Genomic DNA, 14,538 nt, shown 5'->3' with positions numbered 1-14,538 from the left:
TAGACTCCAGCGGACTTAACCACAAGAAGTTGCCATGAGTCGTTACCGCCCTCCCCGCCCCGCTGGCACCGCGCTGATCACCCCCGAAGGTGAAGCGCGGATGCGTGCCGAATTCCATGAGCTGTGGCATGTGCGTCGCCCGCAGGTGACGCAGTCGGTCAGCGAGGCTGCGGCGCAAGGTGATCGCTCTGAAAACGCCGAATACACCTACGGCAAGAAGATGCTGCGCGAGATCGACAGCCGCGTGCGCTTTCTGACCAAACGTCTGGAAGCACTCAAGGTGGTCAGCGAAAAACCCAGCGACCCGAACAAGGTTTACTTCGGTGCGTGGGTCACGATCGAGGACGAAGACGGCAAGCAATCGCGTTACCGCATCGTCGGCCCCGATGAACTGGATCTGAAACTCGGTTTGATCAGCATCGATTCGCCACTGGCCCGCGCCTTGATCGGCAAGGCGCTGGACGCAGAGGTGCGCGTGCAAACGCCGACCGGAGAACAGTTCGTCTACATCGTGGCGATCGAATATCTCTGAAAAATCAGCGGCGGGTGATCAGGCCTTGCCGCGCAACGCGGGTCAGTTGCTTGATCATTTCCGGCGCGTCTTCCGCGCTTGGCGCCTGAATCACTGCCAGATCAAAACTGTCACTGGCAAACCGCGCCAGCGACTCGCCGTCTTCGACAAACTGGATCAGGAATGCGGCAGGGCCGCCGCTGCGGCGTGGCCAACCATCGAGATAACGCAACAGCGTCGGCTGATGTTTGCCGCCAAGCAGGATTTTCGGGTTGCGTTGAGTGATATGCGCGGTGATCGGCGCGGGACGTGCAGGAGGGCGTAGTGCATTCATTGGTCGTGTCTCTGCCTCAAAAGTCTGCATGGCAGGTGAGAGGCAACACCGAACCAGCGCTTTAGCGGTATTTCGAAGCCCTGTTCCGGCTTCTGACGGCAACTGTTGAAGTCACCTGGCGCCCCGCAAGTAGCTGTTTAAATCGGCGCATAAACACATGCTAGATAACGTGACCGTACAGTGTCAAGAATCAGCAGCTATAAGCGACATCACCACTGCAAGGTGATGCGGCTTTCGAATTCGCGCTCCTCGCCAGTGACCGGGTCGATGAAGCGCAGGCCCTGCGCCAACAGTTTCAGCGGATTGGTGTAGTCATCTTCAACGTCTTTCAACACATCCGGGTAAAACGGATCGTTGCAGATGCTCGCGCCCAATGCGCTCATGTGCACACGCAGTTGATGTTTTTTGCCGGTGACCGGGTACAAACCATAACGCCACAGATCGCCGTTCTTCTCGCGAACTTCGACCGCCGTTTCCGTGTTGCTGACGCCCGGCCCTTCCTGCATGCGGAAAAACGGCTCGCCATCGACCAGACGACTTTTGTGCACCAACGGGAAATTCAGCTCAGGCAGCGCTGGCGCGATGGCTTCGTAGCGCTTGTCGATCTGCCGGGTCGGGAACAGTGACTGATACGCCGAGCGCGTTTGCGGATTAGCCGAAAAGATCACCAGCCCGGCGGTGTGCCGGTCGATGCGGTGCAGCGGCACCAGATGCGGATTGTCCAGACGCCGAATCAAGCGGCGCAGCAACGTCTGTTCGACGTACTCGCCAGCCGGGGTCACTGGCAGGAAATGCGGTTTGTCCGCCACCACCAAGTGTTCGTCGGCGTAGAGAATCGACTCGACCACCGGGATCGGTTTCTCGTCCGGCACTTCACGGAAGTAGTGAATGCGCAGACCTTCCTTGTACGGCAGATCCACCGAGATCGGTTGACCATTACCGTCGAGCACTCGGCCACGGGCGATACGATCCAGCCACTGCTCGCGGCCAATGGCCCGGAAGTGCTCGCACAGGCAATCAAGCACCGTCGACCAGGAACCCGGTGGCAGATACAGGGTGCTGGCCTGATTGTGTGCAGCGGAAAATGGAGATGTGGACATACGAAAATTCTAACCCTCAGTGCAGGCCGGCATTATCCAACACTGAGGGAAACGAACCTAGCGCAGAATCCTCACGCCGGAATCGATTTGAGCGCCGCCGCATCAGTGAACTCCTTGAGCCAGCGCAACACCTCGACCGCCTCCCAGCGACCCGGGTCATACAAGGCGTAGAGCAAGCCCTGATAACCGACTACGTCGAGTTGCTTGTGATAACCGGCACGCTGAAACAGCGCCTCGATCTCGGCAAAGCACGTATTGAAATGGACTTTATTGAAGGGCGTCTTGCCTTCCGTGACCAAGCCGTCGAGGCGCAATTCGGCGACGGCCTCGCGCACCACGTCAACCGACATCCGGTTCACGCTGTTCTTCAACTGTTCGACATTGACCACGGTTCATCCCTCTGACGTCCGGCTCACCTGCTCACACCCTGCAAAAAACACAGAATGCAGCAGGCCAACCCAATTACTGTATGAACATACAGTAACCGAATATTTGGCAAACTGCCAAGGAATGGATGCGCGGTCGCGACCGGCGGAGAGGATGCAGAAAACCGACTATTGGAGGAACGCCACAACCTGATCAGCGTTGAACGGCCAGCCCAATTCCGCGCCGGTGTCGATGCGGCGCAGCACTGGAATGCGCAGGCTGTAAGCCTCGAACCACGACTCGTCGTCAGCAATGTCGACCAGTTCCACCAGCAAACCGTGCTCGACAAAAGGCATCAGCTCGGCTTCGGCCAATTCGCACAAATGGCATCCAAGGGTGCCGAACAGCTGACATTCAGGAGGCATGATGGGCTCGACCACAAAAAGAGTGCGCCTATTCTAGGCCGCAGCGAAAAACCCGTCGACCCACCGCCGCCCAAAGGCTTGAGCCTTTCCTACGTCGCTTGTGCGCAAAACCCTGATGCAAATCAGTCCGCAGAAATCGCAATTACGTGATCCTCCCGCTCTTTTTGCCTCTACGCTTGAACAGCCAGAGCCTGACATCGGAGCGTCTAGTGTTTGCCAACCTGTTGATCATCCTCGCCTCGTCCCTCGTGGTGATTGCCCTGTTCCGCCGTCTGCGATTGCCGCCGGTGCTGGGTTACCTATTCGTGGGTTTGCTGGTCGGGCCGAGTGCTTTCGACTGGGTCAACGAGAGTGAGCATCTGCCGGACGTGGCTGAATTGGGCGTGGTGTTCCTGCTGTTTTCGCTCGGGCTGGAATTTTCTCTGTCGAAGATGATTGCGTTGCGCCAAGTGGTATTCCGGCTGGGCAGTCAGCAGGTGCTGATCAGCACCGCGCTTCTGGGTCTGATCCTGATTTTGCTGGGCATGCCGGTGACGCCCGCTTTGTTGCTCGGCGCCGGGCTGTCGTTGTCGTCCACGGCGATTGTCACCAAGGAACTCGGCAGTCTCGGCGAAGTGTTCAGCAGCCACGGCCAGAACGCGATCGGCGTGTTGCTGTTTCAGGACGTGGTGGCGGTTTTGCTGCTGACGCTGGTGCCGGTGTTCGCCGGCAGCAGCGCACAGGCCTGGTACTGGGCCCTGCCGCTGACGCTGGCGAAAACCGTGGTGCTGTTTGTCGGTCTGCTGCTCGCCAGTCGCTGGTTGCTGCCACGGCTGTTTCATGAAGTGGCGGCTTCGCGCTCCGCGGAATTGTTCGTGCTGTTGGCGCTGGTGATCGTGCTGCTGACGGCGTGGCTGACGCACTTGCTCGGCTTGTCCCCTGCCCTCGGCGCGTTTCTCGCCGGCATGTTGCTCGGCGAGAGTCATTACCGGCATCAGATCGAAGCCGATATCCGGCCATTCCGCGACATCTTGCTCGGGGTGTTTTTCGTCAGCATCGGCATGCTGATCGACCTGCAACTGTTTGTCAGCGATGGCTTGCTGATTCTCGGGCTCACGGTCGGTTTGATGGTGATCAAGGGGATCGTCGTCGCGCTGCTGGTGAAGTGGCGCGGTAGCGATAGCGAAACCGCGTGGCGCAGCGGTCTCGCCTTGGCGCAGGGTGGCGAGTTCTGCTTCGCGCTGATGGCGCAGATGCAGCAAAGCAGTCTGCTGCCGGAAAGGCTCGGCGCCTTGCTACTGGCGGCGACGTTCTGCTCGATGGTGCTGACGCCGCTGCTGTTACGCGCCGCACCACGCATCGCCGCCGCCCTGCACCGCAAGCCCAATCAGGAAGCGCAGATCGAAGAGATCAGCGCGCTCAACGCGGACCTCGACAAGCACGTGGTGATCTGTGGTTACGGTCGCGTCGGCCAATCCATTGGCCGCTTCATGCGCAATGCCAAGCAACCATTCATTGCTTTGGACAATGATCCGGTGCGCGTTCAGGAAGCGGCATCCGGTGAGAGCGATGTGCATTATGGCGATTCCGCGCGCGGTGATCTGCTCACCGCCGTCGGCCTGTTGCGCGCCCGCTTATTGGTGATCGCCGTCGATCAAAGCGATGTCGCCCTGGGCATTCTTAAAGAAGCGCGCCGACTCAACACGCACATACCGATTCTGGTGCGCACCCGCGACGACAGCCAATGGAGTGAACTGAAAGCCGCCGGCGCCACCGAGGTGGTGCCGGAGCTGTTGGAGTCGAGCCTGATGCTCGCCTCACACGCGTTGATCATGCTCGGTCTGCCCGCACACCAGGTGCAGGAACAAGTCGATCAAGTGCGCATCGACCGCTATCGCCTGTTGCACGGTTTTTATCCCGGTGCCGACGATGAAGAAGCCTAGTCCTGACTCACCGCGCCAATCTTGTGCAGCGACAGATCGGCGCCGTAATACTCTTGTTCCTGACTCAGGCGCAGCCCGTGCAAGGCCTTGATCGCGCCGTACACGACAAAGCCACCGATCAGCGCCACAGCAACGCCGAGCGCGCTGCCGAGCAACTGGCTGATCAGGCTGACGCCGCCGAGTCCACCGAGCGCGGTCTGGCCGAAGATGCCACAGGCAATCCCGCCCCATACGCCACACAAACCATGCAACGGCCACACACCCAACACGTCGTCGATACGCCATTTCACCTGCGCGGCGGTAAAGCACCAGACAAACAGTGCACCGGCAATCGCGCCGGTGACCAATGCGCCCACCGGGTGCATCAAGTCGGAACCGGCGCAGATCGCCACCAACCCGGCCAAGGGGCCGTTGTGCAGGAAGCCCGGGTCATTGCGCCCGACGATCAACGCCGCCATGGTGCCGCCGACCATCGCCATCAACGAGTTGACCGCGACCAGGCCGCTAACACCCTGCAGCGTTTGTGCGCTCATCACGTTGAAGCCGAACCAGCCGACAATCAGAATCCACGAGCCCAGCGCCAGAAACGGAATGCTCGACGGTGCAAACGCCACCAAGCGTCCATCGCGATAACGTCCATTGCGCGGGCCGAGCAACAACACCGCCGCCAGCGCCAGCCAGCCGCCCATCGCATGCACCACCACGGAACCGGCGAAGTCATGGAACGGCGCGCCGAACTGCGCCGTCAGCCACGCTTGCAGGCCATAGTTACCGTTCCAGATCATCCCTTCGAAAAACGGATAGATGAACGCCACGATCAGTGCCGTCGCGCACAACTGCGGAACGAAGCGCGCGCGCTCGGCAATGCCACCGGAAATGATCGCCGGGATCGCCGCCGCGAAGGTCAGCAGGAAGAAAAACTTCACCAAACCATAACCGTGATCAGCGTTGAGTACCGCCGCCGGTTGCATGAAGGTCACGCCGTAAGAGAGCCAATAGCCTATAAAGAAATAGGCCAGGGTCGAGACGGCGAAATCGCTGAGGATTTTCGCCAAGGCGTTGACCTGATTTTTCTGGCGAACCGTACCGACTTCCAGAAAGGCGAAACCGGCGTGCATAGCCAGCACCATCACTGCACCGATCAAAATGAACAAGGTGTTGGAGCTGTGCACCAGGGTGTCCACAGCGCTTTGCAGATTTTCCATAAGCAGGCAGACCTAAAGGCGAAAAAGGCACCAAAGCGGTTCATGCGGGCATTTCATGCACCAAGTTGCGACCACGCAGTCACTGAAGGGATTTGTCCAGTGAACTGCTTTGGCGCACGAGGTCGATGTCCTGACACGTACCGGGATTATTTGAGTTAAGGTTTTCCAGCGCGTACGCCCGGCAACAGCGCACAGCGACCGGGCCACGCACCACGAGATAGCAAAAGTTGTACCAGTCATTTGTACTGAACCTTCGCGCAAGGCTCATACTCGAACGCATCAGAAAGCCAACTACGGAGATCCACCCATGGCCAGCATCAAGGCAAAGACTGCTCAAGAAATCCTGATGAACGACTTCCAGACACTGGTCGCCGACACCGAACGGTTGCTCGAGCACACCGCCACCCTGGCCGGCGATCAGGCAGATGAACTGCGTGAGCAGATCCACGACAGCCTGTTGCGCGCCCGCGAGACCCTGAAGCTGACCGAAGAAACCCTGCGCGAACGCGGTCAGGCTGCGGTTTCCGCTACCGAAGACTACGTGTCGGCCAACCCTTGGCAATCGGTGGGGATCGCGGCCGGCGTCGGCTTCCTTATTGGCCTGCTGGCCACTCGGCGCTGATCATGTCGATCGGTGAATCCGGCCCGACAGCGGGCACCGCCTCCTCCACGCGGCGTCTGGGCGCCGCCGTTCTCGGTCTGCTGCACAGCCATGTCGAATTATTCGGCATTGAATTACAGGAGCAGAAATCACGTACCGTCAGCCTATTGCTGTTCGCAGGCCTGGCGCTGGTCTTTGCCCTGTTGTTGCTGGTGGGTTTATCGACTCTGGTGATGATCATCTTCTGGGACACCTATCGTCTCGCCGCAATCATTGGCCTGTGCGTCTTTTACACCTTGGCCTCGATCTTCTGCGGGCTGCGCCTGAAGGCCGCGATCTTCGATGAGTCCTCACCCTTCCACGGCACGCTCGAAGAGCTGGCCAACGACCGGGAGCGCCTGCTGCCATGAGCCTGCCTCAACTTCCGCACAATGGTTCTCGACGGGAAATGCGCAAGGCACTGATCCGTCTGCGCATGGAAATGCACCGTCAGGAAATCCGCCACGAAACCGCACAAGTGCTGCAACCCCTGCAGCGCATGCGCGGCATGACGCAAAACCTGCAAGGCGGCTTCGGCATCAAACACGCGCCGTTATGGGGTGTGGCGGCGGTAACACTGCTGGGTTTCATCACCGGCAAAGGCGCGAAAAGCGGCGGCGTCGGCGGTCTGACCCGTCTGATCCGTCTCGGCACCAGCCTTGGGCCATTGATCAGACTGGTCATGCAAAGCTCTGGCAAACGCTGAACTGACGCATCTGGCTACATTCTTGCAACACCGGCGGGATGAACCTCTTATCCAGAGGTTCAATCCTGCATGCCTACCCGGTCGGCAGGGTTCAACCAGAACAAGAACGACTAAGGAGGCCCCGTGATCGACGGGCAACCGCTCGCCTGCTTTCAGCCTTTTATCGATACTGCCACCGGACGCATTGCCGGCGTTGAAGCATTGGGCCGCCTGCGTCAGGCTGATGGACAACTGAATTCGGTCGGGCCGCTTTTCGCCGACCCGCGCGTGCCGGCCATCGCCCTGCGCCGCCTCGACCGGCAGATCCGTGACAACGCCTTGAGCCGTCTGCATGAAGCGCCGGCAGACTGGTTTCTCAGTCTGAACATGTCGCCGCGCTGGATCAGTCGTCTGCGCCCCGACCAAGCCTTGCCCAGTCTCAAGCAACTGGCCCGGCATGGCGTCGATCCGCAACGTATCGTTTTCGAAATCACCGAATTGGGCGGCAATAGCCAACGCCTGGCCGAAGTGGTCGCGCGCTATCGTCAGGCCGGAGCGCGAATCGCCATTGATGACTTTGGCGCGGGCTATTCGCAGCTTGATCGAGTGCTGGCCTTGCAGCCAGACATCCTCAAACTCGACATGCGCCTGTTCCAGGCCGCCGCGTTGGGCGGGCCCAGCGGTGACGTGGTCAAAGCGCTGGCACAGATGGCAGAAAAGACCGGCTGCTGGATCATCGCCGAAGGTGTCGAGACCGAAGCGCAGCTGAATTTTGCCTTGGAGTGCGGCTCGCGCTACGTGCAAGGTTTTCTGTTCGCACGTGCCCAGCAAGACTTCTTCCCCGCCGATGCGTTTGTGCAACGCTTCGCTGAACTTCGCCAACGCTATGTCCGGCAGAAACTCAACGAACGCGGGCGATTGATGCAGATGCGCCAGCAACTCAGCGAACTGATGACGATCCTGCAAACCTGGGCTCAGGCCCGCGCGCCCTTGACTGCATTGCCGCAACTGGATGCCTTTCCGTGGCTGCTGCGGTTTTACCAATGCGACCGCCACGGCACACAACTGACGCCCAATCTGGAATGGCGGCAGAACGGCTGGTTCGCCGACAACCGCTATCTGGGGCACAACTGGTCGTGGCGCCCGTACTTCTATCATCTGCTCGCCGAAGGCTGGGAAGAACGCCGTCTGACCCTGTCGAACACCTACCGCGATGCCACCAGCAACCAGTACTGCCTCACCGCCGGACAGTTTTTCGACAACGGTGAACGGCTGCTGCTGATCGACATTGATGCGGCGGGACTGTAGTTCCGCTTGCAGGCACGGGGCTGAACCGGGAAGCTAGGGCATCAGTTATCCAGACGGAGAGAATCAGCCTTGGATTGGCAGACCCTGCTCAACCGCGAACGCCTCGGAAAGCCGCTGCACAGCCCGCAAGAACTCGGCCGCAGCCCTTTTCACAAAGACCATGACCGCATTATTTTCTCCGGCGCGTTTCGTCGCCTGGGCCGCAAGACGCAAGTGCACCCGGTCACCAGTAACGATCACATTCACACGCGCCTGACCCACTCGCTGGAAGTCAGTTGTGTCGGCCGCTCGCTGGGCATGCGCGTCGGCGAAACCCTGCGCAGTGCTCTGCCGGAATGGTGCGACCCCGCTGACCTCGGTATGGTCGTGCAATCGGCGTGTCTGGCTCATGACATCGGTAATCCGCCGTTCGGCCATTCCGGCGAAGATGCGATTCGCCACTGGTTCCAACAGGCTGCCGGACGTGGCTGGCTCGATGGCATGAGCGAGGCCGAGCGCGGAGACTTCCTCAATTTCGAAGGCAACGCCCAGGGTTTCCGCGTGCTCACGCAACTGGAATACCACCAGTTCGACGGTGGTACGCGTCTGACCTACGCCACCCTCGGCACCTACCTGAAATACCCGTGGACTGCGCGTCACGCCGATTCCCTCGGTTACAAAAAGCACAAGTTCGGCTGCTACCAGAGCGAACTGCCGCTGCTCGAGCAGATCGCCCACAAACTCGGTCTGCCGCAAATCGAAGACCAGCGCTGGGCGCGACATCCATTGGTGTACCTGATGGAAGCCGCCGACGACATCTGCTACGCGCTGATCGACCTCGAAGACGGCCTCGAGATGGAGCTGCTGGAGTACGCCGAGGTCGAATCGCTGCTGCTCGGTCTGGTCGGTGACGACCTGCCGGAAACCTATCGCCAGCTCGGCCCGCAGGATTCACGTCGGCGCAAACTGGCAATCCTGCGCGGCAAAGCCATCGAACACCTGACAAACGCGGCGGCGCGAGCCTTCGTCGAACAGCAAGACGCCCTCCTCGCCGGCACCTTACACGGAGATCTGGTGGAACACATGCACGGTCCGGCCAAGCGTTGCGTACTAAATGCCAAGGACATTGCGCGCAAAAAGATCTTTCAGGACAAGCGCAAAACCCTGCATGAAATCGGCGCGTACACCACGCTGGAAATCCTCCTCAACTCTTTTTGCGGCGCGGCGCTGGAACAACACAATGGCCGCACGCCGTCGTTCAAAAGCCGCCGCATCCTCGACTTGTTGGGCAATAACGCGCCGGATCCACGGGCGTCGTTACACAGCTCGTTTCTGCGCATGATCGATTTCATCGCCGGCATGACCGACAGCTACGCCAGCGACATGGCACTGGAAATGACCGGGCGCTCCAGTCATTGATCCGTTTGCACCCGACCGGCGCCGGTCGGGTGTAATCATTATCGAAGGTCTCTGCTAGCTATGATGCACCCTCTTTTGCGGCGTAATTCAAACAAATATTAAACACACTATAAATCCCCAGTTGCGACCCGCACTTGCAAAACACTCTGCGCAAACCTGCGACATTTGAAACAGCCCTTCCTTACGTCAAACCTAATCACCCGTAGTCCCATTCCCAAGTAATTGTAGGAATTATCCTATAACGCACCTAGAGCCATGTCCGCTCATACGAGCGTTCATACATCTGAGCTAAGGTGCGCGCTTTATTCGTGCTTGTATGGGATTTGATTATGAACTCCGTTTTTATTGTCGACGATCACCCGGTCATCCGTCTTGCCGTTCGCATGCTGCTGGAACATGAAGGCTATAAGGTCGTCGGCGAAACCGATAATGGGGTCGATGCCATGCAAATGGTGCGCGAGTGCATGCCTGACCTGATCATCCTTGACATCAGCATCCCCAAGCTCGACGGGCTCGAAGTGCTGGCCCGCTTCAACGCCATGGGTTCCTGCCTGAAAACCCTGGTGCTCACCGCCCAGTGCCCGACCTTGTTCGGCATTCGCTGCATGCAGTCCGGCGCTTCGGGTTACGTGTGCAAGCAGGAAGACTTGAGTGAACTGGTCAGTGCAATCAAGGCAGTACTTTCCGGTTACAACTATTTCCCAAGTCAGGCATTGAATCCTTTACGTAGCGATGACATTCGTTATGCTGAACTTGAATTATTCAAATCGGTCAACGACCGCGAACTCATGGTGTTACAACTATTTGCCCAGGGGCGTACTAACAAGGAAATCGCCAAAGGCATGTTTCTCAGCAATAAAACCGTGAGCACTTACAAAAAACGCTTAATGCAAAAACTCAAAGCCAAATCCCTTGTTGAACTAATCGAAATGGCCAAACGTAACGCACTCGTGTGAGAGCCCGCATGCCCAGTCGTTTAAAGGACTATTTAATAGCGTTGAGTGCAAGCCTGTTGCTGAGCTCAAACGTGTTCGCCATGGTTGGCGAATCACCGGTGTATGCCTTATTCAGTCGCACGACCGGCGAATCGTTATCGGTCACCTTCGAGGCGTCGCAACGACAGTGGTTGCACACCCGCAGCGAACTGGTGCTGGGCACCTCGGCACCGGATTACCCGCCGTTCGACATGACCGTCAGTGGCCGCGATTATGAAGGTCTGACTGCCGACTACGCCGGTTTCCTCAGCGAAGCCACCGGACTGCCGATCCGCATTCAACGATTCCCCTCGCGGGATGCCGCTATTCGCGCGTTGCTGGATGGCCAGGTCGATCTGCTCGGAACGGCGAACGGCTACGAAGCCGGCAACGCCAATCTGGCTCTGTCCGAGCCCTACGCGGTCGACCAGCCGGTGCTGGTGACGCGCGAAGGCGAAACCCGCTCCCTGAGCGAAGGCTTGGCCGGCCTGCGTTTGAGTATGGTTTATCACTATCTGCCGCTGGCCGAGGTCAAGGCGCTGTACCCCAAAGCGCTGATCACCTGCTATCCGTCGTACCAGAACGCAATTAACGCGGTGGCATTCGACCAGGCCGATGTCTTTCTCGGCGATACCCTGTCCACGCACTACATGATCAACAAGGGTTACCTCAACAACGTGCGCATGGCCAACTTCGGCAAACAGGAAGCCCAAGGGTTCAGCTTCGCCGTGCGCCGCAACAATCCGCAGCTGCTGGACGTCATCAACACGGTACTCAAAGCGGTGCCGCGCAGTGTGCGCGAGAACATCGCCAAACGCTGGAGCGCCGGCAGCGACATGTTGCTGACCGACCAGAAACTGCAACTGACCCGCCGCGAAGAGGCCTGGCTCAAGCAGCATCCCGTGGTCAGCGTGCTGGTCAACGAGGCTTACGCGCCGCTGACGTTCTTCGACGGCGATGGCAATTTTCGGGGCATCAGCGCCGACCTGCTGGAGCTGATCCGTCTGCGTACCGGCCTGCGTTTCGACATCCGCCGCAGCCGCAATGATGCCGAAATGGTCAAACAGATCGACAACCACCAGGCCGACCTCATCGCCGCGCTTCTGCCGACCGCCGAGCGCGAAGAGACCCTGACTTTCAGTCGCCCTTATCTGGAAAACTCTTACGTCCTGCTGACCCGCAAGAGTGCGGGCAGCCCGACCAATCTGGGCCAGCTCAAAGACAAACCGATCGCGATTGCGCAAGGCAATCCAATGGTCGAGTACCTGCGCCGCGAATTTCCACGCATCCAGTTGATCGAGACACCGGACACCTTCAGCGCGGTTTCGCTGCTGGCCGAAGGTCATGTTGAAGGCGCGGTGAATTCTCTGGTGATCGCCAACTACTTCATCTCTTCGCGGATTTTCGAGCGGGCGCTGCAGATCACCACCACCATCGGCACCGGTCAGGCCGCCTTTTCTCTGGCCACGGCGCGCGACAATACCGAGCTGAGTTCGATCATCAACAAAGCCCTGCTGAGCATCGCCCCCGAAGAACTGGGTGTGATCAATGGTCGCTGGCGCGGCTACACCTCGGCCTCGCAGAACACCTGGCGCAATTATCAACGCCTGTTCTATCAAGTCATCGGGGCTGCCGGCGTGGTTCTGCTGTTGTTGCTGGCGTGGAACGCCTATATGCGCCGCCAGATCAACCAGCGCAAAGCAGCGGAACGGGCGCTCAACGACCAGTTCGAATTCATGCGTTCACTGGTCAACGGCACGCCGCATCCGATCTACGTGCGTGACCGGCAAGGACTGTTGCAAAGCTGCAATGACAGCTACCTCGAAGCCTTCAACGCCAAACGAGAAGACGTGATCGGCAAAAGCGTCATGCAGGGCACGCTGAGCAACGCCTTCGAAGCCCAGGCATTCCAGGCGGACTATCAGCGAGTCATCGCCCAAGGCAAGCCGCTGGTGCTCGACCGTCCCTTGCACATCGGCAATCGGCGGCTGACGATCTATCACTGGATCCTGCCCTATCGTGACTCCAGCGCAGACGTGCAAGGCATCATCGGCGGCTGGATCGACATCAGCGAACGCCGCCAGCTGTTCGAGGAACTGCGCACGGCCAAAGAGCAGGCCGACGATGCGAATCGTGCGAAAAGTACCTTTCTGGCGACGATGAGCCACGAGATCCGCACGCCAATGAATGCGGTCATCGGCATGCTCGAACTGACGCTCAAACGCATGGATCAGCAGCACCCCGATCGCTCATCGATCGACACCGCCTACCATTCGGCCAAGGATCTGCTGGGTCTGATCGGCGATATTCTGGATATCGCGCGAATCGAATCCGGGCGCCTGAGCCTGAGCCCGGAGCGGGTCAACCTGGTCGAAACGGTGGCGTCTGTTACGCGCATCTTCGATGGTCTGGCGCGGCAAAAAAACCTGTCACTGCACATGACGTTCAACCCGCCGCAACTGGCGGTCGACGTGCAACTGGATCCGCTGCGCTTCAAGCAAGTGCTGTCAAACCTGATCAGCAACGCGATCAAGTTCACCGAGCACGGCCAAATCAGGATCACTCTCGATCTGATGAAAACCGACGATCCGGCGCGTTCATTGATGCAACTGACCGTTCAAGACAGTGGCGTGGGCATCAGCGCCGAAGATCAGCAGCGTCTGTTCGAGCCTTTTGCCCAAGCGGAGAACAGCGCTCAGCAAGCCCGCAGTGGCGCGGGTCTGGGTCTGGTGATCAGTCGCAGCCTGTGCGAAATGATGGGTGGAAAACTGCAGTTGAGCAGCCATCCCGGGATCGGCACTCAGGTGTGTATTTCCCTGCCATTGGAAACATTTCCCGCCGAAGTGATCACCCGCAAAGCCGAGCCGCCGATCAAGGCATCACTCGCCCCACTCAATGTATTGGTGGTGGATGATCACCCCGCCAATCGTCTGCTGATGTGTCAGCAACTGGAGTTTCTGGGGCACCAGTGCAGCCTCGCCGAAAACGGCAGCAGCGGACTGGACATGTGGAAAGCAGGTCAATTCGATCTGGTGATCGCCGACTGCAATATGCCGTTGATGAATGGCTATGACCTGACCCGCGCGATACGCCTGCATGAGCAGCAGAACCAAAGCCCGCCGTGCACGGTGCTGGGTTTCACCGCCAATGCTCAACCCGAGGAAATCCTGCGCTGTAAACAGGCCGGGATGGACGACTGCCTGTTCAAACCCTTGAGCCTGAGCCAACTGAGCCACTGGGTGGACGGCATCACCCCGGCACCCCAATCGCCGGCATTCAACCTGCAAAGCCTGAACTTGCTGACCGGCGGCAACCCTGCACAGGGTCAGCGATTGTTGGCCGAGTTGCTCAAAAGCAGCCGCCTCGACCGTGAAGAATTACTCGCGCTGTCGCCGCAGAACGACTGCCAGGCATTGGCGCTGGTCGCCCACAAGATCAAAGGCGCGGCACGCATTGCACAGGCTTCGCGAGTGATCGAATGCTGCGACGCACTGGAACAAGCCTGCAACCAGTCAATGTCGGCAGACGAGATTGCGCGGCGCTGTGCGGCGAGCAATCAGGTGATGCTCGAACTGGAGCAGGCGTTGCAGCAACAATTGGCATTGGCCGACCAAGGCAAAATGACTGTGCCTTAACTATGCTTGGGCGCTGAGCAGTGAGTTAAACCTTT

14 protein-coding genes are annotated in these 14,538 nt (G+C 59.1%); 9 read left to right on the top strand and 5 right to left on the bottom strand.

Going from position 1 to position 14,538, the window contains the following annotated elements; genetic code table 11:
• Positions 1-34: 34 nt before the first annotated feature.
• Positions 35-532, top strand: a complete 498-nt coding sequence (gene greB / locus GVL50_RS02140; protein ID WP_053122307.1) for a transcription elongation factor GreB — start codon at positions 35-37, stop codon at positions 530-532.
• Positions 533-536: 4 nt separating this feature from the next.
• On the opposite strand, the gene GVL50_RS02135 is transcribed toward greB, so the two are convergent.
• From GVL50_RS02135 to GVL50_RS02120, 4 genes are all read right to left on the bottom strand, one after another.
• Positions 537-845, bottom strand: a complete 309-nt coding sequence (locus GVL50_RS02135) for a hypothetical protein (RefSeq protein WP_003226820.1) — start codon at positions 843-845, stop codon at positions 537-539.
• Between the two features lie 209 nt (positions 846-1,054).
• The gene (locus GVL50_RS02130; protein WP_159811581.1) at positions 1,055-1,945 is read right to left on the bottom strand and encodes a pseudouridine synthase; all 891 of its coding nucleotides are present in this window, start codon (positions 1,943-1,945) and stop codon (positions 1,055-1,057) included.
• A gap of 71 nt (positions 1,946-2,016) precedes the next feature.
• The gene (locus GVL50_RS02125; RefSeq protein ID WP_159811580.1) at positions 2,017-2,334 is read right to left on the bottom strand and encodes a transcriptional regulator; all 318 of its coding nucleotides are present in this window, start codon (positions 2,332-2,334) and stop codon (positions 2,017-2,019) included.
• 165 nt (positions 2,335-2,499) lie between these two features.
• The gene (locus GVL50_RS02120; protein ID WP_159811579.1) at positions 2,500-2,736 is read right to left on the bottom strand and encodes a glutaredoxin family protein; all 237 of its coding nucleotides are present in this window, start codon (positions 2,734-2,736) and stop codon (positions 2,500-2,502) included.
• Between the two features lie 209 nt (positions 2,737-2,945).
• On the opposite strand from GVL50_RS02120, the gene GVL50_RS02115 reads away from it, so the two are divergent.
• Complete coding sequence (locus GVL50_RS02115; protein ID WP_159811578.1) at positions 2,946-4,658, top strand: monovalent cation:proton antiporter-2 (CPA2) family protein; 1,713 nt, start codon at positions 2,946-2,948, stop codon at positions 4,656-4,658.
• Here GVL50_RS02115 and GVL50_RS02110 read toward each other — a convergent pair.
• Positions 4,655-5,863 (bottom strand): ammonium transporter, encoded by a 1,209-nt coding sequence (locus GVL50_RS02110; RefSeq protein WP_053122313.1) that lies wholly within the window; start codon positions 5,861-5,863, stop codon positions 4,655-4,657. The genes GVL50_RS02115 and GVL50_RS02110 overlap by 4 nt on opposite strands.
• Positions 5,864-6,170: 307 nt before the next feature.
• Between GVL50_RS02110 and GVL50_RS02105 the strand changes: the two genes are divergently transcribed.
• The 7 genes from GVL50_RS02105 (at position 6,171) to GVL50_RS02075 (ending at position 14,503) form a co-directional block, all read left to right on the top strand.
• Positions 6,171-6,485, top strand: a complete 315-nt coding sequence (locus GVL50_RS02105) for a YqjD family protein (protein WP_159811577.1) — start codon at positions 6,171-6,173, stop codon at positions 6,483-6,485.
• Positions 6,486-6,487: 2 nt separating this feature from the next.
• Positions 6,488-6,874, top strand: coding sequence for a phage holin family protein (locus GVL50_RS02100; protein ID WP_008079909.1), 387 nt, complete (start codon positions 6,488-6,490; stop codon positions 6,872-6,874).
• Positions 6,871-7,209: a hypothetical protein gene (locus GVL50_RS02095; RefSeq protein ID WP_053122317.1), complete on the top strand. Its 339-nt coding sequence runs from the start codon at positions 6,871-6,873 to the stop codon at positions 7,207-7,209. The genes GVL50_RS02100 and GVL50_RS02095 overlap by 4 nt, the downstream gene beginning before the upstream one ends.
• 123 nt (positions 7,210-7,332) lie before the next feature.
• Positions 7,333-8,496: an EAL domain-containing protein gene (locus tag GVL50_RS02090; protein WP_159811576.1), complete on the top strand. Its 1,164-nt coding sequence runs from the start codon at positions 7,333-7,335 to the stop codon at positions 8,494-8,496.
• A gap of 69 nt (positions 8,497-8,565) precedes the next feature.
• Positions 8,566-9,894 (top strand): deoxyguanosinetriphosphate triphosphohydrolase, encoded by a 1,329-nt coding sequence (locus tag GVL50_RS02085; RefSeq protein ID WP_159811575.1) that lies wholly within the window; start codon positions 8,566-8,568, stop codon positions 9,892-9,894.
• Positions 9,895-10,223: 329 nt separating this feature from the next.
• On the top strand, positions 10,224-10,850 hold the full coding sequence (locus tag GVL50_RS02080) for a response regulator transcription factor (protein WP_159811574.1): 627 nt from the start codon (positions 10,224-10,226) through the stop codon (positions 10,848-10,850).
• Positions 10,851-10,858: 8 nt separating this feature from the next.
• A complete protein-coding gene (locus GVL50_RS02075) occupies positions 10,859-14,503 on the top strand; it encodes a transporter substrate-binding domain-containing protein (protein WP_159811573.1) in 3,645 nt (1,214 codons plus the stop codon).
• Positions 14,504-14,538 lie beyond the last annotated feature (35 nt).

This window comes from Pseudomonas sp. 18058 (assembly GCF_902706155.1).
GTDB lineage: Bacteria > Pseudomonadota > Gammaproteobacteria > Pseudomonadales > Pseudomonadaceae > Aquipseudomonas > Aquipseudomonas rustica.
Note: the sequence above shows the minus strand (reverse complement) of the source record. Positions and strands in the feature narration are given on the sequence as shown.